Below are 25,650 nucleotides of genomic sequence, written 5' to 3'. Positions count from 1 at the left end.
ATGGGCTCCCCGGCATCTCCCGTCGCCGCTTAATATAAGATAAAGAAGGTATGACATGACTCAGATCACCAACGTGGTTGCACGCGAAATCCTGGATTCACGAGGAAACCCCACCGTTGAGGTGGACATCACCCTTCACTGCGGTGCCACCGGCCGCGCTGCCGTTCCCTCCGGTGCCTCCACCGGTACCCGCGAAGCCCTGGAGCTCCGGGACAAGGATCCCAAGCGCTACCTCGGCAAGGGTGTCCTCACCGCCGTTGAAAACGTCAACGCCATTATCGCCCCGGCCGTCATCGGCCTGGACGCCTCAGACCAGGTGGCCCTGGACGAGGCCCTCATCGAGCTGGACGGCACCGAGAACAAATCCAAGCTGGGCGCCAACGCCCTGCTCGGTGTCTCCATGGCCGCGGCCCGCGCAGCAGCCGACGCCTACAGCCTTCCCCTTTACCGCTACCTGGGCGGCATGGCGGCCTGTGAGCTGCCCCTGCCCATGATGAACATCGTCAACGGCGGCTCCCACGCCACCAACAGCCTGGACATCCAGGAGTTCATGATCATCCCCGCTGGCGCGGGCACCGCAGCCGAAGCGATCCGCATGGGCGCCGAGGTGTTCCACCACCTCAAGTCCCTGCTCAAGGAGAAGGGGCTCACCACGGGCGTGGGCGACGAAGGGGGTTTTGCCCCCAACCTGGGCTCCAACGAAGAGGCCCTGGCCCTGATCATCGCGGCCGTTGAATCTGCCGGGTATGTCCCCGGCAAGGACGTGGTCCTGGCCCTGGACGCCGCAGCCAGCGAGTTCTACAAAGACGGAAAATACGTACTGGAAGCCGAAGGCAAGGCCCTCACCTCCGAAGAGATGGTGGCCTACTACGAACGCCTCGTGGCCACCTACCCCATCGTCTCCATCGAAGACGGCCTGGCCGAAGGCGACTGGGACGGTTGGGCCCTCATGACCCAGCGCATGGGCGAGAAAATCCAGATCGTGGGCGACGACCTCTTCGTCACCAACCCCGCCATCCTCGCCAAGGGCATCGAACTTGGGGTGGCCAACTCCATCCTCATCAAGCTCAACCAGATCGGCACGGTCACCGAAACCCTGCGCGCCATTGAGATGGCCCGTGCGGCCGGGTACTCCACGGTCATCTCCCACCGTTCCGGTGAGACCTCGGACACCTTTATCTCCGATCTTGCCGTAGGGATCTCCGGGGGCCAGATCAAGACCGGCTCCCTTTCAAGGAGCGACCGCGTGGCCAAGTACAACCAGCTCATGCGCATCGCCGAAGAGCTGGGTGCTGCGGCCCGTCTTTCCCGACCGGCCTTCGTCCAGTAACCGACAGTAACGGGACGTGGATAACAACAGGAGCATCCCGTTGCGGCCGTTGCATGCCGTCACACCGGAACAGCAAGCCCCGGTGTGGCAGCATCTTCCCGGACGACCGCATGGCGCACCTTAACTATTCACGCCCCGAGAGCAGCCTCCTGCGGCAGGGGCGGCGTACCATGGCACACCCTGAAGGTTCTCCTCACCACCTGCAGGGTTCCGTGGCCGCCCCTTGCCGGGCCGCTGCCACCCTTTTTCGGGATGCAGGCCCCCTGTACAGGGGTAGCTGCCCCATGCCCGAGACGGCCGGAAAATGCCTGGCGCAAGGCGTTTTCCGGGCGTTCAACGGCCATTTTCAGGGGAAAGGCACACATCGGTGCGGATGTGTCCGGCCCCCACCCAGGAGCGTGCAGCCGAGCTGCAACACCCGTCCGCCAGCTGCACGCCCGCCCTTTACCATCGTCCCTGAAAACGCATCGGTTCCCTTTGGAGCCGCTTTCAACGGCGTCCCCTTCACCCCGCGAGCCCTTTGCCTCACCCCAATTTCCTCCTTTCTGTTCGCGATTTTAAATTTTTCGCCCAAATGTTCACTATCGAACATGAAACCGAACGAAACTTTTCACAATGAAAATGTTCCCCCCTTGCGGCCGAACCTGAACACGGGTCACCCTCTTGTCATCCGTTTTTCCCAATAAATGCCAAAGACAAACCTTTTTTTCTGACGCATTGAATCCCGGCCCAAAGTCGCTCATTGCATACCAGTTCCCTTATAAGTCACCAAACATCAACGATAAAATTTTCACATTCGAATATTTTTAACTTGATTTATTTCGGTTTCGAATATACATCAAACAAACAGTGTTTCTCGCGCAACGCTACGTTTGACGGGAAGCCAATATGCCCGGCAATGGAGGCGGGCGAAATTCTTGACGTTCTTAAAGAGATGATTTGGAGGAAAGAGTATGTCTAGTTTTCTGGGAGAGCTGATTGGAACATTGATCTTGACCCTGTTCGGATGCGGCGTTGTTGGAGGCGTTGTGCTGAACAAATCCAAAGCTCAGGACTCCGGGTGGATCGTAATCACCCTTGGGTGGGGTTTTGCCGTAGCCTTCGCCGTTTACCTGGTGGGGAAATACTCCGGTGCCCATGTCAACCCGGCCGTTACCATCGGTCTTGCCACCATCGGCCTCTTCCCCTGGGCTGATGTTCCCATGTACATCGCCGGCCAGATGATCGGGGCCTTCATCGGCGCCACCCTGGTCTACCTGCACTACTACCCCCACTGGGCTGAAACCGAAGACAAAGAAGCCAAACTCGCTGTTTTCGCCACCGGTCCCGCCATCAACAACCCCATGGCCAACCTCTTCAGTGAGATCCTCGGCACCGCCATTCTCGTCTTCGGCCTGCTGGGCATCGGCGCCAACAAATTCTCCGAAGGCCTGAACCCCCTCATCGTCGGCTTCTTCATTGCCGCCATCGGCCTCTCCTTCGGCGGTACCACCGGTTACGCCATCAACCCCGCCAGGGACCTGGGTCCCCGCCTTACCCACTTCTTCATGCCCATCGCAGGCAAGCGTGACTCCGACTGGGGCTACGCCTGGATCCCCGTTGTCGGGCCCATCATCGGCGGCGTTGCCGGTGCCCTGCTTTACAAGGCCATCGTCATGTAGGAAGATCAGGAGGCCGATTCCGGCCCCTGCTGCACACCGAACAAAAGAGCAAATGAACACAGCGGACGGTTCCTCCGTCTAACCGAAACCACCCTGCGGCTGTCCGGTCCGCAGGGGGTTCCTCGGGGGCCCTCCGCGCACAACCCATACTGAGGAGTCAATCATGGAAAAAAAATACATCATCTCCATCGACCAGGGAACCACAAGCTCACGTGCCATCCTCTTCGACAAAGCAGGCGAAATCCAGCTGGTAACCCAGAAAGAGTTCACCCAGATCTTCCCCCAGCCCGGCTGGGTAGAGCATGACGCCCTTGAGATCTGGTCTTCCGTCCAGTCTGTCCTGGCCGAACTCCTTGCCAACAAAGACGTCTCCGGGACGACATCGCAGCCATCGGTATCACCAACCAGCGTGAAACCACCGTGGTATGGGACAAACACACCGGCAACCCCATCTACAACGCCATCGTCTGGCAGTCCCGTCAGACCGCAGGCATCTGCGACGAGCTCAAGGCCAAAGGCCTGAACGACACCGTTCGCGACAAAACCGGCCTGCTCATCGACGCCTACTTCTCCGGCACCAAGGTCAAGTGGATCCTGGACAACGTGGAAGGCGCCCGCGCCAAGGCCGAAAAAGGCGACCTCCTCTTCGGTACCATCGACACCTGGATCACCTGGAAGCTCACCGGCGGCAAGGCCCACGTCACCGATTACTCCAACGCTTCCCGTACCCTGATGTACAACATCTACGATCTTGACTGGGACGAAGAACTCCTGGAAGCCCTCACCGTGCCCGCGTCCATGCTCCCCGAGGTTCGCCCCTCTTCCGACGTGTACGGTACCACCGCTCCCAACGCCTTCTTTGGCTACGAAATTCCCATCGCCGGTATCGCAGGCGACCAGCAGGCAGCCCTTTTCGGCCAGGCCTGCTACGAAGAAGGGATGGCCAAGAACACTTACGGCACCGGCTGCTTCATGCTGATGAACACCGGCGAAAAAGCAGTAAAATCCGAAAACGGCCTGCTCACCACCATCGCCTGGGGTGTAAACGGCAAGGTAGAGTACGCCCTTGAAGGCAGCGTCTTTGTTGCCGGTTCCGCCATCCAGTGGCTCCGTGACGGCCTGCGCATGTTCGCCGACGCCAAGGACAGCCAGGCGTACGCCGACCGTGTGAAATCCACCGACGGTGTTTACGTGGTCCCCGCCTTCGTTGGCCTGGGCACCCCCTACTGGGACAGCGACGTTCGCGGCTGCGTCTTCGGCCTCACCCGCGGCACCTCCAAAGAGCACTTTGTTCGTGCCACCCTGGAGTCCCTGGCTTACCAGACCAAAGACGTGCTCTCCGCCATGGAAGCCGACTCCGGCATCTCCATCAAGACCCTCCGTGTGGACGGCGGCGCAACGGGCAACGATTTCCTCCTCCAGTTCCAGAGCGACATCTTGGGCGCCGATGTTGAGCGTCCCGTCATCGTTGAAACCACTGCCCTCGGCGCTGCCTACCTGGCCGGCCTGGCCGTCGGTTTCTGGAAGAACCGCGCTGAGATCGCTTCCCAGTGGAACAAGGACAAGACCTTTGAAGTTGCCATGGACGACGACACCCGCGACAGCCTCTACGCAGGCTGGCAGAAAGCCGTCAAAGCCTCCATGGCGTTCAAGTAACAAACGCCTTGCCTATCCCTGGTTGTCGCCCCGGAAAGACTGCTTGACATGGCCGGTCGATCCCGGGCGGCAACCACCGGGACCGCTGAATCCGTGGCGCCCGTGCAACGCACCTTCCCCTCTTACCCGGTGCAGTGCATTACCAGCAGACCCCTGCCCTTTGCGAACATCGCGACGCAGGCTTCGCCGGGCGCCACACCTGCCAGACCCGAACCACCCGTGAAAGGAGTGTCATGAGAACCCCCTTAATTGCCGGCAACTGGAAAATGAACAAAACCCTGGACGAGGCCATGGCCTTTGCCCGTTACCTGGGGGAAAACCCTGTAAGAGAAGGGGTCGACACCCTGCTCTGCGCCCCTGCCCCCCTGCTCTACCCCCTGGCCGACGCCCTTACCGGAACCGGCGTTGCCGTCGGCGCCCAGAACATGCATTACGAAGCCCAAGGGGCCTTCACCGGTGAGATCTCCGCGGCCATGATCAACGACACGGGCGCGTCCTACGTGATCCTCGGCCACTCCGAGCGTCGCCAGCTTTTCGCAGAGACCGACGCCTCGGTCAACAAAAAGACCATCTGCGCCCTCAAGGCCGGAATCACCCCCATCCTCTGCTGCGGCGAAAGCCTGGAAGAACGCGAGGAAGGCCGCACCGCAGACGTCATCAAGGCCCAGGTCGTCAACGGCCTTTTGGGCATTGCCGAAGCCGACGTCACCGGCGTGGTCATCGCCTACGAACCCATCTGGGCCATCGGCACCGGCAAAACCGCCAGCAGCGCCGACGCCAATGAGGTCTGCGCGGCCATCCGAGCCATCATCGCCGACCTGTACAGCCAGGAGGCAGCCGACGCACTGCGCATTCTCTACGGAGGCAGCGTCAACGCAGACACCATCGACGGGCTCATGGCCGAAACCGACATCGACGGTGCCCTGGTGGGCGGCGCCAGCCTCGACCCGGCAAGCTTTCACCGTCTGACCACCTTCTGAGCAGGAGCAGTACCCATGAACACACCGGTGACACTTGTCATTCTGGACGGCTGGGGAGAGGGGAAACCCTGCCGCTACAACGCCGTCCAGCATGCGGACACCCCCAACATGGATCGCTTCATGGCCGAAGCCGCCCACACCACCCTTGCCGCCAGCGGCGAGGACGTGGGGCTGCCCCCCGGCCAGATGGGCAACTCCGAGGTGGGGCACCTCAACATCGGCTGCGGCCGTGTGGTCCGTCAGTCCCTCTCACGCATCACCCACGCCATCGAGGACGGCTCTTTTTTCGAAAACAAAGCCCTGCTTGAAGCCGTAAACCGTGCCAAGGAGCCGGGCAAGGCCCTGCACCTCATGGGCCTCCTCTCCGACGGCGGCGTCCACAGCCACATGGCCCACCTCAAGGGCCTTCTGGACATGGCCGCCCGCAACAAGGTGGAGCAGGTCTTTGTCCACGCCATCCTGGACGGACGGGACACCCCGCCCCAGAGCGCCCTCTCCTTCATCGAAGAGCTGGAGCACACCTTCCACACCATGCGCGTGGGCACCCTGGCCTCCCTAAGCGGCCGCTACTACGCCATGGACCGCGACAACCGCTGGGAGAGAACCCGGTACGCCTACGACACCCTTACCGGCAACGAACCGGCCCGGGCCGCAACAGCCGCCCACGCCGTGGAAGCGTCCTACGCCAAGGGCGACACCGACGAGTTCTTCGAGCCCCTGCTCCTTGAAGGGACCGAAGGGGCCATCCGCGACGGCGACGCCGTGATCTTCTTCAACTTCCGCCCGGACCGGGCACGCCAGATCACCCGCGCCTTTGTGGATGATGAGTTTGAAGGGTTCCAGCGGGAAAAACGGGACATCCACTTTGTCTGCATGACCGAATACGATGCCGACATCAAGGGCACCTCCGTTGCCTTCGGGCCCGTCACCCCCAAGCGCCCCCTGGGCACTGTGGTGGCCGAGGCCGGACGCACCCAGCTGCGCATCGCTGAAACCGAAAAATACGCCCACGTCACCTTCTTCTTCAACGGCGGCGTGGAAGCTGAAGCCCCGGGCGAGACCAGGCTCCTGATCCCCTCCCCCAAGGTGGCCACCTACGACCTGAAACCGGAGATGTCCGCCGTCGAGCTCACAGACACCTTTGTGGAGCGCTTTGCAGCCACCCCGGACGACCTGACCGTGCTCAACTTCGCCAACGCGGACATGGTGGGGCACACAGGCGACATGAAGGCGGCCGTCAAGGCCCTTGAAACCGTGGACGACTGCCTGGGCAGGGTGGTTTCCGCCGCCACGGAAAACGGCGGAGCTGTCCTTATCACCGCCGACCACGGCAATGCGGAGATCATGGTGGACCCCATCACAGGAAACCCCATGACCGCCCACACCACCAACCCGGTGCCCCTGATCCTCCTGGGCGCCGACACCCCCTCTTTGCGGGACGGAGGTCGCCTCTGCGACATCGCCCCCACCATCCTGTCTCTCCTGGGGATACCCCAACCCGAGGAGATGACCGGTCAAAGCCTGTTGGCTTGATCCTGAGCCGGGGCGGACCCCAACGCCCCGGCACCCTCCCCGCACATTACCTACCACAAAAACACGTCCTTATTTATTCTTTACTTAAATTCTACTACATCAACCCCGTACAATACATAGAAATACACAACAACATAACAGCATACACCCCCTTGACAGATCCTTGATAAGTCCAATTGATCGATGATTTCATTGATTTTTAATTCATTATTGGGTAGTATTAAACACACACTAACATTAGCACAGACACAGCAAGTAAATTTAGCTTATCCAAACATAAGCTACACCATATAATTTTTCTAAATATGAGGTATCTGTTTTTTAGTACACGGTAATACGACGATGCCTTCGGGCCCTGCCGGACCCTTCGGCAACCTGAAATGGGAAAGGGAAAGACGTATGCGTAACACAAAGAAACACGGGTTCACCATCCTGGCCATGATGCTCCTGCTGGCCGCACACCCCGGCCGGGCAGAGGCCGGGAAGATCGAAACATGGGCCAAAGCGCTTCAACCCTCGGCGCTGTCACGGCAGGACCAACAAGACGAGCTCGCCTGGTTCGCCCGGACAGCCGCCCCATACAAGGGCATGGAGATCAGGGCCTGCGCCGAAGGGATCCCCACCCACAAGTGGGAGGCGGCGGTCCTGGCCAAGGCCTTCACCGAGATCACCGGCATCAAGGTCCGGGTGGACATCATCGGCGAAGGGGAAGTGGTGAACCGCATGACCCGGCAGATGGAGACCAACGAGAAGCAGTACGACATCTTCGTCAACGACGCCGACCTCATCGGCACCCACCTGCGTGCGGACAGTGCCCTGGACTTCAAGGCTTTTATTCAAGGGGAAGGGGCCTCGGTCACCAACCCTGGCCTGGACCTTGATGACTTCCTCAACCTGGAGTTCGGCCAGGATTACGAGGGCCATCAGCTTCAGCTCCCGGATCAGCAGTTCGCCAACCTCTACTGGTTCCGCTACGACTGGTTTACCAATCCGCAATTCAAAAAAGAGTTCAAGGCGCGCTACGGCTACGAACTCGGGGTGCCCATCAACTGGCAGGCCTACGAAGACATCGCCGAATTTTTCACCGGCAAGACCATCGACGGCAAAAAAGTGTACGGCCACATGGACTACGGCAAAAAATCCCCGGGCCTGGGGTGGCGCTTCACCGACGCCTGGCTCTCCATGGCAGGGGCTGGAGACAAGGGCCTGCCCAACGGGCTTCCCGTGGACGAATGGGGCATCCGCGTGGAAAACAAGATCCCCGTGGGGGCCACCGTGGCCCGGGGCGGTGCCACCAACGGCCCGGCCGCAGTTTATGCCATGGAAAAATACATCCACTGGATGAAGGCCTACGCCCCCCCGTACGGGGAGTACATGGACTTTTTCGTGGCGGGCATTGTTCCCTCCAAGGGCCGCATCGCCCAGAGCATCTTCCAGTACACCACCTGGCTGTCGGAAGACGCCTACACCAACCCGGAGAGCCGGGTAACGGACAGCAAGGGCAACCCCCTGTGGCGCGTGGCCCCCTCCCCCCACGGCAAGTACTGGGAAGAGGGCATGAAGGTGGGCTATCAGGACACCGGCAGCTGGACCATCCTCAAACACTCGGTCACGGGCAAGCACCGGAAGGCGGCCTGGCTCTGGGCCCAGTTCTGCGTTTCCAAATCGGTGTGCATGAAAAAGTTCCTTGAAAACAAAACCCCCATCCGCAAAAGCACCATCTTCTCGCCCAAGCTGGACCGTTACGAAGGAAAATTCGGCGGCCTCATCACCTTCTACCGCTCTCCGGTGGAGAACCGGTGGACGGACACCGGTCCCAACGTTCCCCACTACCCCTCCCTTTCGGCCCAGTGGGCCAAAAACGTGGGCATGGCCGTGGCCGGAGAGATCACCGCCCAGCAGGCCATGGACAACATCGCCCACGCCATGGAAGACCTCATGGCAGCCATGGATCTTCCCCGGTACTCGCCGAAACTCAACCCCAAAAAATCCCGCGACTACTGGCTGAACCAGCCCGGAGCCCCCAAGGCGCCCGTGCCGGATGAAAAGGGAAAGACCATGCCCTACGACAAACTCATCGAGACCTGGAAACACAGGGGATAAGGAGGCAGCCATGAAAATGATCTACAAACTGGGCGGAGGATTCGGCATTGTCATCTTCCTGCTCTTAGGTGTCATCGGTATCTACCAGTACTGCGTCCGCTCCACGGTAAAAAGCGTGGGAAACCTCATGGAGGTGGAGCTGAAAATTGCTGAAAACGCGGCCGACGTCAAATCCCTGCTCATCGAAAGCCGGGAACTCCAGAGCCGATTCCTCGCCAGCCGGGACGAAGCTGCCCTGGCAACCCTGAAGGAGGGCATCGCCCGGCTCAAGGACGAAGCCGAAGCCATCAACACCCTGGCCAGGCAGGCAGGCTACCTGAAAAGCGCCGAAAAATCCGACCGGGTCAAGGACCTGGCCGAACACTACCTGGCCTCTTTCCTGGAGCTCGCCTCGGCCTGGGAGCGCAAGGGGGCCGATGCCCACTCGGGCCTCCAGGGGGAACTCAACAAGGCGGGTGCCATCCTGGAAGAGAAGATGAAAGGCCACCAGGTGGAGACCCTCTACCTTGCCTTTCTGCGGCTCTGGATCTGCGAGCGGGAGTTCAAGCAGACCACCTTTGCCGACGCCAGGGAGAACCTCGTCAACAGTATCGATGCCTATGAAGCGGCCCTGAACCGCTCCACCTGCAGCGCCGAAAGCAAGGCCTACCAGGCCAAGCAGCTGGGCCTTTACAAAGGGGCCCTGGAGCAGCTGGACGACGACGAGTACTTCTACGAGATCATGGTCACCACCCGGGAGAACATCGAAGCCTCCTTAAACGATGTCTACGTGCCCATGGCCGGAAAACTCCTCCTGGCCATCCGCACCCATGAGAAGAGTTACCTCCTCTACGGAGATGAAAAGGATGCCGAGGCCACCCGCACGGCCGTTACCACCCTCTCGGACCAGCTCAAGGGCGCCGGTATCACCCAGACCCACGTCACCGAGGCCACCGAGCAGCTGGATGCCTACGCCAATGCCTTTGCAGAGGTCATTGGCGAAGAGAGAATCATCGAAGAGGCCGAAGCCACCATGGGCGCCTCGGCCCGGGAGATCGGCGAGGCCGTGGAGGGCATCTACCGGGAGGCCATGGACATCGCGGGCTCTCGCTCCCGAACCCTTGGCGACTCCGCAGAGACCCTGTCGCGCATCGCCATGGTCGTGGGAGCCATAGCGGTCCTCATCGGCATGGTCCTGGCCTTTTTCATCACCCGCTCCATCACCGTGCCCTTAAAGCAGGTCATCACCATGGTGGCGGACATCGCCCAGGGCGACGGGGACCTCACCGGTCGCCTCTCCTACGGGGCTCGCGATGAAATCGGAGAGCTGGCCACCCTCTTTAACTCCTTCCTTGAAAAGCTCCAGGGCATGATCCGGGACATCGCAGACGGCTCGGGTACCATCGGATCGGCCTCCGGGGAACTCCTCTCCATCTCCGGGGAGATGACCAAGGGAGCGGACGGCATGTCCCACCAGCTCCACTCCGTGGCCACGGCCGCCTCGGACATGAGCGGCAACATCGAGAGCATGGCAGAGGCCCTCAACGACGCCTCGTCCACGGCCCACCTCGTGGCCTCGGCCACCGAAGAGATGACCGCCTCCATTGCCGAGATCGCCGGAAAAACGGAAACCGCCCGCAGCATCTCGGAGACCGCCGTCAGCGAGACCCACCGGGCCAAGGAGCTCATGGAAACCCTCGGCAGAGCCGCCAAGGAGATCGGCGAGGTATCCCAGACCATCGACGACATCTCCGGCCAGACCAACCTGCTGGCCTTAAACGCCACCATCGAAGCGGCCCGGGCCGGAGAAGCCGGTAAAGGCTTTGCCGTGGTGGCAAACGAAATCAAAACCCTGGCCCACGAAGCCGGGGCAGCCACCACCCGCATCAACGAACAGATCGTGGGAATCCAGAACGCCGCCAAAAACACCACCGCCGGTATGAACGCCACGGCCCAGACGATCCACGAGATCGACCAGATCATCCAGACCATCGGCACCACCATCGAAGAGCAGTCTGTGACGACCCGGGAGATCTCCGGCAACCTGGCCCAGTCCTCCCAGGCCATCGCCCTGGTCAACGACCAGGCCCGAGACGGCGCGCGCTTTGCCGACCAGATCGCCCGGGAAATCACCGAGGTCAGCCACACCGCCGCCACCCTCGTCTCCAGCAGCGACATGGTCAACGCCCACGCCGAAGATGTCACCGGACTGTCCGGCGGCTTACAGGAACAGGTGGGCAAATTCAGGATCTAACCCGGATATTTCATGAGAAAACAACCGCACAAAAGAAAAACAATATGATTTCAGATAGCTACAATAAAAATGGTGGTTATTTTGAAACTGTAAAATATCCAGGCTAAGACAACACACCGCATCAAGGCAATAAAAAAGCCCCCGGCAACGTTGCCGGGGGCGAATCCTTAATGTATGTGGGGAGGGGATATGCAAGGCAGGGTGCGCTTGCGCACCACCAAAGGGTGGCGCCCCCCATAAAAACCCATGCACAGGCTCCCCTTACGAAACACAGAATCGGCAAAAGGGTTGATTTTATAAACCCATGGTGCGCAAGCGCACCCTACAGAAGCCCACATATCAAGCTGTAAAACCAACCGGTTTCCTGATAAACGGAAAGGGCCTATCCTGTAACACCGGTTGCCCCATATCACACCCCACGCGAATGCCTCGAAAACCTTTGCATAATGACGACCCCCATGTATTCGCCACAGGGTTTCCAGGTGCCCCCACCTGGCCGCCGGAGGCGCTTTTCTTACCCGATGGCACACGCCACGGCTTTGGCCGCATGGATGGCCGCGGTGTCGTAGAGGGGCACCGGGGTATCTGACGGCCCCACCAGCAGGCCGATCTCCGTGCACCCCAGGATCACGGCTTCGGCCCCTTTGCCTTTAAGCTCTTCAATAATCTCCACAAAGCGTCCCCTGGAGGAGGGGTTGATCTCTCCACGGCAGAGTTCCGAGTAGATCACGTTGTGGACATCCCCACGGCCCCGGTCGTCCGGGGTGACCACCTCAAGGCCAAACCTCTTGTTGAGCCTTTCTGTGTAAAAATCTTCTTCCATGGTAAAGCGGGTCCCCAAGAGCCCCACCCTGGAGATCCCGTCGGCGGCAAGGGCCTCGGCCGTGGCATCGGCGATGTGAAGAAGGGGAATGGAGATGCGCGCCTCAACCTCTTCGGCCACCTTGTGCATGGTGTTGGTGCAGATCATGAGAAAGTCCGCACCCGCAGCCTCCACCGAGGCGGCGGCACGACCGAGAAGCTCTGCGGCAGCGTCCCAGTCTCCGGCATCCTGAAGGGCTTCCACCTCTTCAAAATCCACGCTGTACAGGCTAATCTTGGCCGAGTGAAGGCCTCCCAGGGCCCCCTTGACCCCTTCGTTGATGGCTTTGTAGTAACTGGCGGTGGATTCCCAGCTCATCCCGCCCAGCAGTCCGATGGTTTTCATGGTCTTTTCCTTTCATTTGCCTCCGGCGGCCCTGCCGGGGGCATCATTCTTGTCTGTTCCTTAGTCGACGATGACCTCGCAATCTCCGCCCGCATTCCTCCTGACGGCACCCACAAAGCCGTACACGACAAAACAGAGGGACCCCCCCTGCTGAAGCGCTAAAATGGGTTTATCCTGAAGCAGCATCAGGGTGCCCATGCTTGCGTTCATCAGCATGAAAAACAGCCACCCCACGTGCATCTCCTTTGCCAGGAGATAGCTGCCCAGCAGGAACCCCACCATCACCCCCATCTCCAGAGCCTGGGACACCGAGGTAAGGCCGTGGTAATCGTACAGGCTGAATCCCACGCCAAGGATCATGAACCCGTAAGTGCTGACCGTGGCCACCCCGTCAAGGACCCCGTGATTTTTTCCGCTTCCCTGATACACACGAAGCAGGCCCAGCACCATGGCAGGGACGCCTCCGGCTTCTATGGAGGCGGCAATCCAGTTGTGCTTGAGGATCAAAATCGTCACCCAGGCCGGAACCCCGAGAATGTAGATCGCCCAGCCCCACAGCTTGAGCTGGCGTGCCACGGCATCACCAGCCCCTTCGGCAAAGGAGAACAGCATTTTGTTTATGAGGTAGAACGAGCCTCCCCACAGCTGGAGCAGCATGTCCATGGTTCATTGGTCCCTTCTAAAAATTCAGGCTGTCAGAGTATCAGGGGAAGTGGTGGGAGGTGTTGCGGCACGGCCTGCCTGACACGTTTTCTTTTCCTCTTTTCGGTTGAGCAACAGGAGATTCCCCAAAAGAATCAGGGCCACACCGCTGAAGGCATACCCGCTCCACCGGTACCCTTCCCAGATGGTGGAGATCACCAGGGCCACCACCGGAAAGACCAGGGTGGCATAAGCCGCCCGATCCGCCCCGATGCGGCCGATAAGGGAGAGATAGCAACCAAAGGCCACGATGGACCCGAAGACCGCCAGGTAGACAAGGGAGCCCACATAGGCCGTGCTCATCTCAAAGGCAAAGGAGCGCCCAAGAAGCGCGGACAGCCCCAGCATGATAAGGGCCCCGTAGAGCATGCCGAAGGCGTTGGTCTGCACCACGGGGAGCCCTGCTTTCTGGTTGCGTGCGGACAGGATGTTGCCGATGGAGGCAAGATAAGTAGCTGCAAAGCAGAGCAACAGCCCCTTGGCCCCGCTGTCCCCGAAATGAAACGAGGTAAGCTCCGGCCGGAACACCAGGCCGATACCCACAAGGCCCAACGCGCCCCCCGCCACCACCCTGGCGTCCACGGGGCTCTTGAGAAACACAGCCCCGTTCACCACGTTCATCACCATCACCGTGGAAAAAATCACCGCGGCAAGGCCGCTGGCGATGTGAAGCTCCGCCAGGTAAAACAGCCAGTAGTTCAAGGCAAACAGGAAAACACCCTGGGTGGCCATGGCCAGGTGCTCTTTCCACGTAAATCGCATGGGCAAACGCCGCACGGCGCACCACAGGAGAAGCAGCACCGCTGCCAGGGAAAACCGATAGGTCACCGACACCATGGGGTCGATGCGCCCCAGCTGAAAGGTAATGGCCAGCCAGGTGGAGCCCCAGATCAGAATCGTCATCACATAAAACATTACATTTCGCATAGCATCCATCACGTTGTTGGTCGTAAAAATCGAAAAAAAAGGCCTCCGGCGGCCCTGCCGGGGGCTAAACTTTTAAAAAGTTTAACAAACAGGTTTTAAAAAACCGATATAACTTCGAGGTTATAAAGCAGCTAACATAAACCATCAGCGTTTATGTCGGGCGCAGCCCGAGCCGAAGGCCATTGCGCTTTGCCCTGAGGAACGAAGGGCAAAGCGCAATGGCTATAAGCTTTCGAGGTGGCTCACCTCGCCGCCGGAGGCACGCTTTTTGAGTCCATTACACCAGCGCATGGGCAGCGTCCCCAACGGCCTTGAGGGCCCAGCGGGTCTCCGGTGTAAAGGCGGCGGCGTTGAGGCGCAGGTAGTGCTGGTAGGTGTCGCCGAGGGAAAAAAGGGCGCCCGGGGCCACGGTGATACCCAGGGGCTCCACTGCGGCATAGAGTTTCAGGGAGTCCACGGCCTGGGGCATCTCCACCCAGAGGGTAAAGCCGCCCCAGGGCCGGGTGACCCGGGTGCCTTTGGGGAAGGTCTCCCCCACCATCTCGCCCATGGCGGCCACCCGCTGGGCGCAGGTACGCCTGAGGCCCCGCAGGTGGTGTTCGTAGCCCCCGTTGGCCAGAAACTCTGCCACGGCCAGCTGGGGAGGCAGGGCCGTGGCCAGGGAGGAGACCATCTTGAGGCGCTGCATGCGCTCCTGAAACCTGCCCGAAACCATCCACCCCACCCGGTAACCCGGGGCCAGGGTCTTGGAAAAAGAGGAGCAGAGGATCACCATACCGCTCTTATCGTAGGCCTTGCACACCCCGGGGCGACGGCCCTCAAAGGCGATGTCGCCGTTGATGTCATCTTCCACCAGGGGCACCTGGTACCGTGCCAGAAGAGCCACCAGGGCTTTTTTCTTCTCTTCGGAAAGGGACACCCCTAAGGGGTTGTTAAAGTTGGTCACCTGGAGACAGGCGCTCACCCGGTTTCGGGAGAGGGCGCGCTCCAGGGCGTCCAGATGGATCCCGTCCACGGGGGATGAGGGAATCTCAAGGACCTTGAGACCCAGCTCGCGGAAGAGCTGCAAAAAGTTGAAATAGACCGGGGCACCTGTGACCACGGTGTCCCCGGGTCGGCAGAGGACCTTCATGGCCAGGGAGACCCCTTCCGAGGCCCCGGAGGTGATGAGGATCTCGTCCGGAGACAGGGTCACCCCTGCATTGAGCATATGCCGGGCGATCTGGTGCCTCAGCTTTGGAAGGCCGCTGCCCATGGCGTAGTCGGTGCCGTGGCCCTTGGTGCGCCGCACCTCGGCCGCCATGATCCGTCCCAGTTTTTCAGACGGCAGAATGGCCGGATCAGGGATGGCTGCCCCGAACTGCACCCGCTTTGGGTCGTTGACATCCCGCATGATGCGGGAGACCATCTCTCCGGCCTCCACGGCTGCGGCATTGAGAATGGGACGCCGCACATCCGGCTCCCGGGGAATCTCGGGAAGCCGTGCGCACACGTAGTAACCGGACTGGGGGCGTGCTTCGATGACCCGCCGGTCCTCCAGCAGGCCGTAGGCGGTCTTCACGGTGTTGATGCTCACCTTCAGCCGCTGGCTCATGGCCCGGATGGAGGGCACCTTCTCACCGGGCAGGAACGTGCCCTCCCTCACCATGAGGGCCAGGCGCCCGGCCACCTCCTCGTAGAGGGGCTGCTCCCCCTTTTTCTCTGCAACGTTCGCTTTCATGACGATACCCTACCCCACTTGGCCTGAAGGCCTAAAGATACAGTTGGTTTCATTTTCAATGGATACAGTTTTTCATATCATTCATTGGAAGGACACAGATAAATACCAGGGCCAACGCATTTAAAAATTCAGTTGCCTCCGGCGGGTCGCTTTTTGAAAAAAGCTCCGCAAAAACGTTCCGGTAATCAAGGCAAAGCCTGTTTGTCAAACTTTTCAAAAGTTTGGCCCCCAGAAGGGCCGCCGGAGGCAAAATCTAAATGCGTTTGCCCTGAGATAAATGCACGCCCATCTTGACCGCCGGCCCGTTCTGATCCATCGTAGGCAGGGGGTAGCAAAGCCCCCCGGCCTTCGCGTGTGGCGCAGTAGCCCTGAATGGTGACACACAGCCACGGGTACAGGCGGATCTCATCTGCTGGCGACGGCCTGCTTGACCTGAACAGTGACCAAAAGGAAAAACATGAAAGAGCACCTCTCCAACACGGCATTCAGGCTCATGACGGTGGCCTTCCGGGTCAAGGACCTGTTCAGCAGGCGTACGGATATCCTGGCGGAATTCGAGATCATGGAGGGGATGCATGTGGTGGATTACGGGTGCGGTCCGGGCTCTTACCTCAAAGCCGCTTCCCGGCTGGTGGGGGATACAGGGCTGGTGACGGCCGTGGACATCCACCCCCTGGCCATCCAGGCCGTCAACGAAAAGGCCTTTCGCATGGGGCTCACCAACGTCATGGGGCTGCTCACCCGGGGGTACGACACCCCCCTGGACGATCACAGCGTCCACATCGTCTATGCCATGGACATGTTCCACATGGTCAAGGACCCCACGGCCATGCTCACGGACATCCGGCGCATCCTGGTGCCGGAAGGGGTGCTCTATATGGAAAGCGGCCACCAGCCCATGGAAACGGCGAAGCAGAAGATCCTCGACTCAGGGCAATTTGTCATCCAGAGATCCACGGACCGCTACGTTCAATGCCGCCCCGAGGCCTGATCTGCACCATGTAACCGTTGCCTCCGGCGGCCCTGCCGGGGGCTAAACTTTTAAAAAGTTTAACAAACAGGTTTTAACCAAAAGTCACACAGGGAGTTGTACCATGTCAGACGTCTTGATCACCCGCCTCGACCACGAAGGAGAGGCCGCCGATTTTCTCGCCCTTTTCACCGAATACACCCGCAGCCTGGGAACAGCCGGGACCCCCAGCGATGTCCCGATCCCCGAAAACCTTGTGGAGGCGATCCAAAAACGAAACGACGTGGTGGTCTTCCTCGCCTATGAAGAGAAGCAGCCCGCGGGTTTTGCCGTCACCGTGGAAGGGTTTTCCACCTTTCGGGCCATGCCCTCACTCAACATCCACGACTTAGGGGTAAGCAGCCGATTCCGCGGCCATGGGGTGGGCAAGACCCTGCTGAACGCCGTCCGCGACGAAGCCGAAAAGAGAGGGTGCTGCAAGCTCACCCTGGAGGTGTACGAAAACAACACCAGGGCCTTTTCCCTTTACCAATCCATGGGGTTTTCCACCCTGTCGGGCAACGACGACACCGAGCAGACCCTGTTTATGGCAAGCCCCCTGTAAGGGCTATGCCCTAAAATAATAATATATAACGATACTCCGCCTTAAATTCGTTATGTGTCGACGCAACGTTCAAAACATCATGCTGAGGACTTATGGGATGATCCCGTCATGTGTAATTTATTCTTGGCATGGCCCTAAGAAGAAAGGTCAGGGGCACATGGACCCGTTTGCCCCAGGAGGTGGCCGAGTGGTCGTGGCCTTTCCAGACACGGTTCATGCAGCTTTCCCCTTCCCGGTACCCTTTTCGGGCCAGGATGTCCCGGACGCGGCTGTGGTAGGGAATGTACTTGGCGTCCAGGGCTTCGGTGCTGATATCGAAGTAAAACCGGTGAGACGCGGGGTCGGGCAGGGTATCTGCCATGTAAGGAAGGGTGGAGCCCTCGTAAAGGGGCCAGTGGGAAGAGAGGCATCCGGCCCCGCAAAACAGGTCCGGGTGCTCGCACACCGCGTACAGGGAGATGATACCCCCTAAGCTGGAGCCCATGGCAAACCGCGCTTCGGGGCGAGTGATAAGGGGATAGGCCGACTCCATGTGGGGTATCAGCTCTTCGGTAAGAAATCTCAGGTAACGATCCGAGGTGGGGCATTTGCCCCGCCGCCGGATGGACGCTTTCTCCTTCTCGGAGACATACCGTTCCACGGGCTTTTTGGGAACGTACTCCCGCCAGCGATCCGGTGTGTTCCAGATGTTGGCCAGGATCACCGGGGGAATCACCCCGTCCTCGATGAGCCCCCTGGCCGTATCGCAGAGCCCCCAGCCCATGAGGTTGCTTGCGGGCAGGCAGTTGTACTGCCCGTCCTGCAGGTAGATCACGGGGTACCGGGCCCCTCCCCCCTTGTCATAGCCCGGCGGCAGCCACACGTCCACATGGCGCGGCGCCACAAACCGGGAGTCGAACGTGTCGATTCGCTCCAGCATCCTTCCTCCTGCTCACACCTCAACCCATGGGTCGGCACCTCCAAAAAAACGGTGCCTTATCCGGTTACACGATAACATCTCAGGAATAGATGGAGGTAGCAAAGAAGGAAGGACAATTCAAGGCAATCCGTGATAATACATTCAATTTCCAGCAAAATCCACAGCAAGCAAGGAAATTGTCAACCACCGATAAGAAGAGGCCCCAAAGACGGACACCCCGAGGCTTTGCCGCAAAACAAAAGCGCCGCACTGGCGTGCGGCGCTCCATAAAAAAGTAGCCATGATGGCCCGTGTTGCTTATCTCACCACGAGGTTGTCCACCACGCGCTTGACGCCCACGAGGCGATCGGCCAGGCGAACGGCTTCATCGCGCATGGCTGCGCTCTTCAGCACACCGGTGAGGGTCACCACCCCGTTGTTGACGTCCACATCGATGTGAAGGGCATCCACGTCCGGAGAGGCGATGAGCTCCGACTTCACCTTGATGCCCACCACCTTGTCGTCCAGGGCCTGCCCGATGCTGGTGGTACCCAGCTGAAGAAGGTTGTTGACGCCCTTTACCCCGGAGACCTTGCGGACCACGGCCTCCACATTACGCACCACCCCCTCGTTGTCCACGATGCCCGTAAGGGTCACCACCCCTTCGATGGTGTCCACGTCCACGGAGAAGGTGGGCACCTCCCGGCATTCGGCAAGGGCGGTCTTGACCCGGGCAGTGAGGGTGGCGTCGTCCACCTGGTTGCCAAAGGTACGTTCATCCGAAGCGCTTTTATAAACGCCTGTGGCGCCGGTTCCCACCACAACCGGGGCGCACCCCGCACACAAGAGAAAAAGAGATACCGCAATCCATCGCATCGGCATACAGCCAAACCCTCCAAAACAAGACACTGCCCGCCGACGGAAGGTCCGGAGCGGACCGACCCACAAGCGTATCGACAGGCGATTCAAACATTCCATCCATACCATGGTGCCTGGATCGTCCCCTGTGACGGAGATCACGCCTGTGGGAACAACCCACCATGTCAGCCCGACGATAGCCCACTTTTCAAAAAGCGGCAAGGACGAGGCTACTCATCCCCGAAGGCCCGGTTGTGCTGCTCCATGACCCGGATAAAGGTGGTGCGTTTGGAGAGCTCTTTAAGTTTGGCCGCGCCCACGTAGGTGCAGGTGGATCGAAGGCCCCCCAGGATGTCCAGGAGGGTGTCTTCCACCGGCCCCCGGTACGGAACCGTCACGGATTTGCCCTCGGAGGCGCGGTAGTCGGCCACCCCGCCGCTGTGCTTTTCCATGGCGTCCCGGGAGCTCATGCCGTAGAAGGTCACCACCTTTTCCCCGTTCTCCTCGAGGATCTCCCCGCCGGATTCGTCGTGGCCCGCCAGCATCCCCCCAAGCATGGTAAAATCGGTGCCCGCCCCAAAGGCCTTGGCAATGTCCCCGGCACAGGTGCACCCGCCGTCGGCAACAATGAGCCCCTTGAGACCGTGTGCAGCGTCCGCACACTCGATGATGGCCGAAAGCTGGGGATACCCCACCCCGGTTTTCACGCGGGTGGTGCAGACCGACCCCGGGCCGATGCCCACTTTGACCACGTCGGCCCCGGAGAGGATCAGCTCTTCCACCATCTCCCCTGTCACCACATTGCCCGCCACGATCACCTTGTCCGGAAAAAGGTCCCGCACCCTTCGGACAACGTCCACGAAGTTTTCCGTGTACCCGTTGGCCACGTCGATACAGATGAACTTCAGCAGCGGCAGCACATGAACGATCTGTTTCAAACGCTCCAGATCCGCATCCAGGGTCCCGGTGCTCACCATGATGTGATCAAAGATGGAATCGTCCTGGCGCGCCAGGAAGTTTTTGAGGTCCTCCGGCGAGTAGTACTTGTGAAGGGCTGTCATGGCCCCGTGTTTTGCCAGGGCCTGGGCCATGGCCAGGGTGCCCACCGTGTCCATGTTGGCGGCGATGATGGGCACGCCGGACCAGGTGGTCTGGCTGTGCCGGAACAGGTAGGTGCGGTTCATCTCCACCTGGGACCTGCTCTTCAGAGTGGAACGTTTCGGCCGGATCAGCACATCCTTGAACCCGAGCTTGACTTCGTTGTCGATTCGCATGGCACACCTCATTCTTCGTGTAAGGGTTAGGCGACATGGCAGGATGCCACACACAGCATGGGCTGGCGCAGCACGAGCAAAACCATCTGAAACAACGATCAAAACCAGTCTATCCAAAAACAGGAACTCTGCCAACCGGATGCGCCGGGCCGGACAAAGGGGAAAAGGATGCGGCGCCGAGGGCCATGGAAGATGGGATACGGCAGGCCAGTGCAAGGAAGGGTGTTGAGGGGGGCCTGCCGGAAAAGTCAGATAGGGAGGTGCGGCATGTTTTCATGCCGCCGGACCTCCCCGGCCAAAGAAAGCCTCAGCGGTTGTCCGATGCGGAGGCAACCTGCTTTAAAAGGGCGTCGGGAATATCCCAGCCCTCGGGGTTGTCCTGCACCTTCCAGCGCCTGTGGAACCACCACCACTGGTTGGGGGCTTCCCGAATCCACTCTTCTGCGATGCGGTTCAGGCGCTCGGTGTTGTGGCGGATGTTCTCCTCCATGTCCTCATGGGGCGTCTCCAGGTGGAAGGCCGGGGAAACCTTGACGTGGTGGTGGCCGTCCTTGGCTTTCCGGTTGATGACCGCCGGGATGATGGTGGCGCCGGTCTCAAAGGCAAATCGGGCAGGAGCAGGGGTCGTTGCCGCAAGCTCTCCGAAAAAGTCGCACACAATGGATCGGTGCTTGGCAAGGTGCTGGTCGATGACCAGGGTAACGATCTTGTTTTCCGCCAGAAGCTCCTTGATGTAATTCTTGGTGCCTTTGCGGTTGATGATGATAACGCCGGTGTTCTTGCGCACGCTCGATATGAACTGCTCTGCGGCCTTGCTCATCTCTTTGACCACCACGGCAATGGGAGCCCCCCGCATGGCCATGGAGCAGCCACCCAGGTCCACGTTATCAAGGTGCGTGGCCACCAGGATCACCCCTTTGCCACGGGCACGGGCGGCGTCCACGTGTTCCCAGCCGTCGATCTGGACCAGCTTTCTGTTCTCCTCAAGGCTCATATGGGGAATGCGGAGTATCTCCACGATGTACATGGCAAAATGGGCAAAGAGCTCCCGAATGGCGATTCGCTGCTCGTCCCTTGTGAGTTCCCTGCCCATGGCTCGGTTGATGTTGTGCAGGGCCTCTTTTCGTCGAATCGGGATAAGGTAATACCAGATCCATCCGAGGCAGCGGCCAAAGGCCATGGCCACGGGTAAGGGCAGGCGTGAGATAAATCGACTGAATACATTCAACATGTGGTGTGCCTTCTTCACTTAAAAATAGAGACTATCGTATGTGCTGCGTGTCCCCTGCGGGCACGGCCCGCAGGGGCAAAAAAAATGTGCCCCGAACATCAGGGCACATTCCGTGCGAAAATGCGGTGTAAAAAAAACTGAGGACTTATGGGATGATCCCGTCATGTGCTGTTTATTCTTGGCATGACCCAGAGCATCACGCCAGCTCTTCAAGGAGCATGCGCATGTGCTCTTTTTCGGCTGCGGCCACCGAGTAAAAAATCTCGGCGCCCTCTCCTTCCATGGTGTCGGCCAGGTTGCGGTACATCTCATAGGCAGCCACCTCCACCTCCAGGGCCACCTCAAAGAGAGCCCGCCATCCCAGGGTGCCGTCCTTCATGCGCTCAAAGAGCTGGCTCAGGTTCTCCCCGCCTTCCACAACGGAACCGGGCAGGGTGTTCACCAGGGTCACACAATCCGGGGCATGGGGGTCCAGGCGCTTTAAGTAGGCGTGGATGAGGTTGATGTGGGAAATCTCCACGGCGGCCAGTTTCCTCACCACCCCCACGGGCCCTTTGCCTTCCATGAGCTTTTCCAGGCGCTGATAAAACCGCCAGGCGCCCTTTTCCAGGTCCATGGCCGCCATGAGCATCCGCGGAAGGTCTTCGTGCTGGCGGATCACCCGGATCTTCGGCAGGCCGTAGGCCAGGCGCCCCAGGTAGGCATCCAGGCCCCCGACAAGGTTGAAGACCTCGCCCTCCGGCGCAACGTTCGTCTCGTAGATCAGCGCCACGGCAAGGGACTTGGCCCCGCGCTCGCAGACAAAAACCGTGGTGCGTTTCGGATCCAGCTCCCCTGCCCGTTTGTTGATGGCAAGGGCCGGAATACACACGGATCCGGGTATGTGTTCCTGCTCAAAATCCTCCTCGCGACGCACGTCCACGAGGGTTACCTCCCCTTCAGGGTGCCGGTCCAGAAAGGCGTCCAGCTCCTCTGGCCATAACTGCTTCATCGTCTTTTCCTCGGTATGCAGGTCGCCTCGCCTAAAAATTGAGGCCATAAAAAAACAATAGATTTACATCGTATCACTTGTTTTTTCAATGCACCCGCCAAAAAAACAATATTTCGCCGCGTGCACCCTGCTCACAGGCAAACCGGAAACGGCCCCTGAAGGACCTGCCGAGGGGCCGCTTTTTGCTCAGATAAACTGGGTCATGAGCTGGGTGATCACCTCGTCCACGTTGTCGGGGGTGATGGCGTACTGCCTGCAGGTGGCCTCCACCTGTTTCATGTGGGCCGAGCCCTTCATGCCCCCGATGCCGTGGAACAGGCCAAGGCGCCGCCCCACCTGATAGTGCATCTTCTCCACGGGATCCATGGCAAGAAACGCGCGGATCTTATCGCACATCGCCTCCCTGTCAACAGGAAAGCTTCCCTCCACGTCCTGAAAGAGGTTCAGGATGTGGTCGCTTGTGAGGGTGCTGGTGATATCCCCCAGGGATTCCAGAAAAAGGAGAATCTCTTCTGCGGCCTCCACATCGGTGATCTTCTCGAACCGTCCTTCCTTCCAGTCGGTATAGAGCTCGGTGTGCCCGGGGATGGCCAGGGTGCGGAGCCGGATGAAGTCCGGGTTGATCTGGGTCAGGGCGTCGGCGGTCTCCAGGGCGTGATCGCGGGACAATTCCTTTCCCCCCAGGCCGGGCATCACGTACTCGGAGAGCTCCATGCCCGCCTTCTTCACCTTCAGGCCGCCCTGAATGTGCATGGCCTTGGTGGAGCCCTTTTTCACCCGTTTGAGTACGGCGTCGGAGCCGGATTCCATGCCGATGTGGATCCGGTTCAACCCGGCTTCGGCCATGCGGGCCAGGTGCTCGTCGCTGATCCGGGCCACGGTGTGGGACCTGGCATAGGAGGTGATCCGATAGTTCCAGAGAAAGACGGAACGCATGTACTCCAAAACGCGGATCAGGTCCTCGGGTTTGACGATAAGGCTGTTGGCGTCCTGGAGGAACACCGAGGTCATCCGTCCCCGGGCCCAGTTGGCCGCCGCCTGGAAGGCATGGATCTCTCCCCCCCTGACCGTGGCCTGAACCGCCTCAAGGTCGGCACGCGTCACCCGGCCATTTGTCTCGATCACCCCATGGAGGGGGATCGCATACCGGGCCACCGCGTCGATGTCCCGCATCACGTCCTCCACAGGCCTCAGGGAAAACGTCTCCCCCTTGTAGACCGGACAGAAGGTGCATCGGTTCCACGGGCAGTTACGCGACACGCGAATCAACAGGCTCGCCGCTTCGCTGGGAGGCCGGATGGGCCCCTGCTCAAATCCTTCATACTCACGGACTGTCTTCATGGTATCCTCGCTTTTCAATCCATCCCGGAAATTTCATGAGAAAACGGCGTCACCAGAACATCTACTCGATTTTCTCAGCTTTACGGGCGAGCCGCATGCACCATCTGCAGTTCTGATCCCTTGTATATGGGTGCACTCGACGTGTGAAATGGTTGCCAGAGTCATTGTCAGTATTTCAAAAGTAGACATCCCTGACGGGAATGCAATGCGCAGGGCCTATAATTTACACCGATACCGCCAAAAGATGGGCCCGGCTTCCCTTTCCGTACAAGGCTCGTTTTGACAAACACACGGGCCTGACATATGATCGCCCTGGTAGGTCATTGCCTTGGGAATACCGGCAATACCATGGTTTGAATCAAACAATCGGGTACCCATGACGGAAACACACGCTAACCTTCGCAGGTTAAAGCTCATCTGGCCCCTTCTCCTTCTGGTGTTCATCCTTGTGGTGGGTACCGGCGGGACGGCAATTCATCTCTCCCGGTTTTACCGCACCCCACAGGGTGATCCGGCCACAACGCTCATCTACACCATCAAGCGCGGCCAGAGTTTCAACACCACCGCCCGCCAGCTGGTGAAGGCCGGACTCTGCTCTTCCGAGACCAAGTTGAGGTTCATGGCCACCGTCTACGGCCTCGACAAGAAAATCAAGGCCGGCGAATACCGCCTGTCCGGAGCCATGACACCCGAGGAGATCCTCACCGTTCTCACCAGCGGCAAGGTCCACCTGCGCAGGCTCACCATCCCGGAAGGGTACACGGTCAGGCAGATTGCCGATGTGGTGGAACAAAGCGGTCTTGGCGAGGCGGCCCTTATCATGGACCTCTGCTTTTCCGAGCCCTTTACCCGGCGCATGGAGCTGCCCGGGGAGGCCCCTTCCCTTGAAGGCTACCTCTTCCCGGAAACCTATCTTTTTGAAAAGGGCACCTCCGAAGAGGCCATTCTCGCCGCCATGGTCGGACGCTTCAAGGCGGTCTTCACAGAAGAGCTGCAGCAGGAGGGCAAAGCCCTCGGGCTTTCCCCCAACCAGGTGGTGACCCTGGCCTCCATCATCGAAAAAGAGACCGGCGCCCCATCCGAGCGCCCCATCATCTCATCGGTCTTCCACAACCGACTCAAAAAACGGATGCGCCTGGAGACCGATCCCACGGTTATCTACGGCATCAAAGACTTTAACGGCAACATCACCCGAAAAGACCTCCGGCGCAGGACCCCGTACAACACCTACGTCATCAAGGGACTGCCCCCCGGACCCATCGCCAGCCCGGGCCTTGCAGCCCTTACGGCAGCCGTCCGGCCCGAGGACACAGGGTACCTCTACTTTGTCTCCAAAAAAGACGGGTCCCATCACTTTTCCAGGACCTTCAAGGAGCACTCCCGAGCTGTACGCAAGTACCAGCTAAACAGATAGTGACACACCCCAGGACA

At 59.8% G+C, this 25,650-nt stretch carries 19 protein-coding genes and 1 pseudogene; 10 read left to right on the top strand and 10 right to left on the bottom strand.

What is annotated here, in order from left to right; translation table 11 throughout:
• Positions 1–55 precede the first annotated feature (55 nt).
• The 7 genes and pseudogenes from eno to MSL71_RS20500 all read left to right on the top strand — a co-directional run bounded on the left by eno (position 56) and on the right by MSL71_RS20500 (position 11,496).
• Complete coding sequence (gene eno / locus MSL71_RS20530; protein ID WP_180144104.1) at positions 56–1,330, top strand: phosphopyruvate hydratase; 1,275 nt, start codon at positions 56–58, stop codon at positions 1,328–1,330.
• A 953-nt stretch (positions 1,331–2,283) separates the two neighbouring features.
• Entirely contained in the window at positions 2,284–2,991 is a 708-nt protein-coding gene (locus MSL71_RS20525; protein ID WP_180144102.1) for an MIP/aquaporin family protein, read from the top strand.
• Positions 2,992–3,154: 163 nt separating this feature from the next.
• Positions 3,155–4,647 (top strand): annotated as a pseudogene (gene glpK / locus MSL71_RS20520) (glycerol kinase GlpK).
• A 233-nt stretch (positions 4,648–4,880) separates the two neighbouring features.
• Complete coding sequence (gene tpiA / locus MSL71_RS20515; protein WP_180144100.1) at positions 4,881–5,627, top strand: triose-phosphate isomerase; 747 nt, start codon at positions 4,881–4,883, stop codon at positions 5,625–5,627.
• A gap of 15 nt (positions 5,628–5,642) precedes the next feature.
• Positions 5,643–7,160, top strand: a complete 1,518-nt coding sequence (gene gpmI, locus MSL71_RS20510) for a 2,3-bisphosphoglycerate-independent phosphoglycerate mutase (protein WP_180144098.1) — start codon at positions 5,643–5,645, stop codon at positions 7,158–7,160.
• Between the two features lie 399 nt (positions 7,161–7,559).
• Complete coding sequence (locus MSL71_RS20505) at positions 7,560–9,263, top strand: ABC transporter substrate-binding protein (protein ID WP_218951094.1); 1,704 nt, start codon at positions 7,560–7,562, stop codon at positions 9,261–9,263.
• A gap of 10 nt (positions 9,264–9,273) precedes the next feature.
• Positions 9,274–11,496, top strand: coding sequence for a methyl-accepting chemotaxis protein (locus MSL71_RS20500; protein WP_180144096.1), 2,223 nt, complete (start codon positions 9,274–9,276; stop codon positions 11,494–11,496).
• Positions 11,497–12,010: 514 nt separating this feature from the next.
• Here the strand turns inward: MSL71_RS20500 and MSL71_RS20495 are convergent.
• The 4 genes from MSL71_RS20495 to MSL71_RS20480 form a co-directional block, all read right to left on the bottom strand.
• Positions 12,011–12,703 (bottom strand): aspartate/glutamate racemase family protein, encoded by a 693-nt coding sequence (locus MSL71_RS20495; protein ID WP_180144093.1) that lies wholly within the window; start codon positions 12,701–12,703, stop codon positions 12,011–12,013.
• A gap of 60 nt (positions 12,704–12,763) precedes the next feature.
• Positions 12,764–13,366 (bottom strand): hypothetical protein, encoded by a 603-nt coding sequence (locus MSL71_RS20490; RefSeq protein WP_180144091.1) that lies wholly within the window; start codon positions 13,364–13,366, stop codon positions 12,764–12,766.
• A gap of 24 nt (positions 13,367–13,390) precedes the next feature.
• A complete protein-coding gene (locus MSL71_RS20485; RefSeq protein WP_246317840.1) occupies positions 13,391–14,308 on the bottom strand; it encodes a DMT family transporter in 918 nt (305 codons plus the stop codon).
• Between the two features lie 301 nt (positions 14,309–14,609).
• Positions 14,610–16,052, bottom strand: a complete 1,443-nt coding sequence (locus MSL71_RS20480) for an aminotransferase-like domain-containing protein (RefSeq protein ID WP_180144086.1) — start codon at positions 16,050–16,052, stop codon at positions 14,610–14,612.
• A 457-nt stretch (positions 16,053–16,509) separates the two neighbouring features.
• On the opposite strand from MSL71_RS20480, the gene MSL71_RS20475 reads away from it, so the two are divergent.
• On the top strand, positions 16,510–17,043 hold the full coding sequence (locus MSL71_RS20475) for a class I SAM-dependent methyltransferase (RefSeq protein ID WP_180144084.1): 534 nt from the start codon (positions 16,510–16,512) through the stop codon (positions 17,041–17,043).
• A 103-nt stretch (positions 17,044–17,146) separates the two neighbouring features.
• Complete coding sequence (locus MSL71_RS20470) at positions 17,147–17,626, top strand: GNAT family N-acetyltransferase (protein WP_180144082.1); 480 nt, start codon at positions 17,147–17,149, stop codon at positions 17,624–17,626.
• A 106-nt stretch (positions 17,627–17,732) separates the two neighbouring features.
• On the opposite strand, the gene MSL71_RS20465 is transcribed toward MSL71_RS20470, so the two are convergent.
• The 6 genes from MSL71_RS20465 to MSL71_RS20440 form a co-directional block, all read right to left on the bottom strand.
• Entirely contained in the window at positions 17,733–18,545 is an 813-nt protein-coding gene (locus tag MSL71_RS20465; protein ID WP_180144080.1) for an alpha/beta hydrolase, read from the bottom strand.
• Positions 18,546–18,842: 297 nt separating this feature from the next.
• Positions 18,843–19,406: a BON domain-containing protein gene (locus MSL71_RS20460; RefSeq protein ID WP_180144078.1), complete on the bottom strand. Its 564-nt coding sequence runs from the start codon at positions 19,404–19,406 to the stop codon at positions 18,843–18,845.
• A 206-nt stretch (positions 19,407–19,612) separates the two neighbouring features.
• Positions 19,613–20,656 (bottom strand): GMP reductase, encoded by a 1,044-nt coding sequence (locus tag MSL71_RS20455; RefSeq protein WP_180144076.1) that lies wholly within the window; start codon positions 20,654–20,656, stop codon positions 19,613–19,615.
• Between the two features lie 307 nt (positions 20,657–20,963).
• Positions 20,964–21,887 carry a lysophospholipid acyltransferase family protein gene (locus MSL71_RS20450; protein WP_180144074.1) on the bottom strand — a complete coding sequence of 308 codons (924 nt, stop codon included), beginning with the start codon at positions 21,885–21,887 and terminating at the stop codon, positions 20,964–20,966.
• A 196-nt stretch (positions 21,888–22,083) separates the two neighbouring features.
• Positions 22,084–22,878 carry a rhodanese-like domain-containing protein gene (locus MSL71_RS20445; protein WP_180144072.1) on the bottom strand — a complete coding sequence of 265 codons (795 nt, stop codon included), beginning with the start codon at positions 22,876–22,878 and terminating at the stop codon, positions 22,084–22,086.
• A gap of 186 nt (positions 22,879–23,064) precedes the next feature.
• Positions 23,065–24,219, bottom strand: a complete 1,155-nt coding sequence (locus tag MSL71_RS20440; RefSeq protein WP_180144070.1) for a radical SAM protein — start codon at positions 24,217–24,219, stop codon at positions 23,065–23,067.
• Between the two features lie 376 nt (positions 24,220–24,595).
• Here MSL71_RS20440 and mltG point away from each other — a divergent pair, with 376 nt between their 5' ends.
• Entirely contained in the window at positions 24,596–25,633 is a 1,038-nt protein-coding gene (mltG, locus tag MSL71_RS20435; RefSeq protein WP_180144068.1) for an endolytic transglycosylase MltG, read from the top strand.
• The last annotated feature ends 17 nt before the right edge of the window (positions 25,634–25,650 follow it).

This window comes from Desulfoluna butyratoxydans, from assembly GCF_900699765.1.
Lineage (GTDB): Bacteria > Desulfobacterota > Desulfobacteria > Desulfobacterales > Desulfolunaceae > Desulfoluna > Desulfoluna butyratoxydans.
This window is presented reverse-complemented; position numbering and strand designations above follow the sequence as displayed.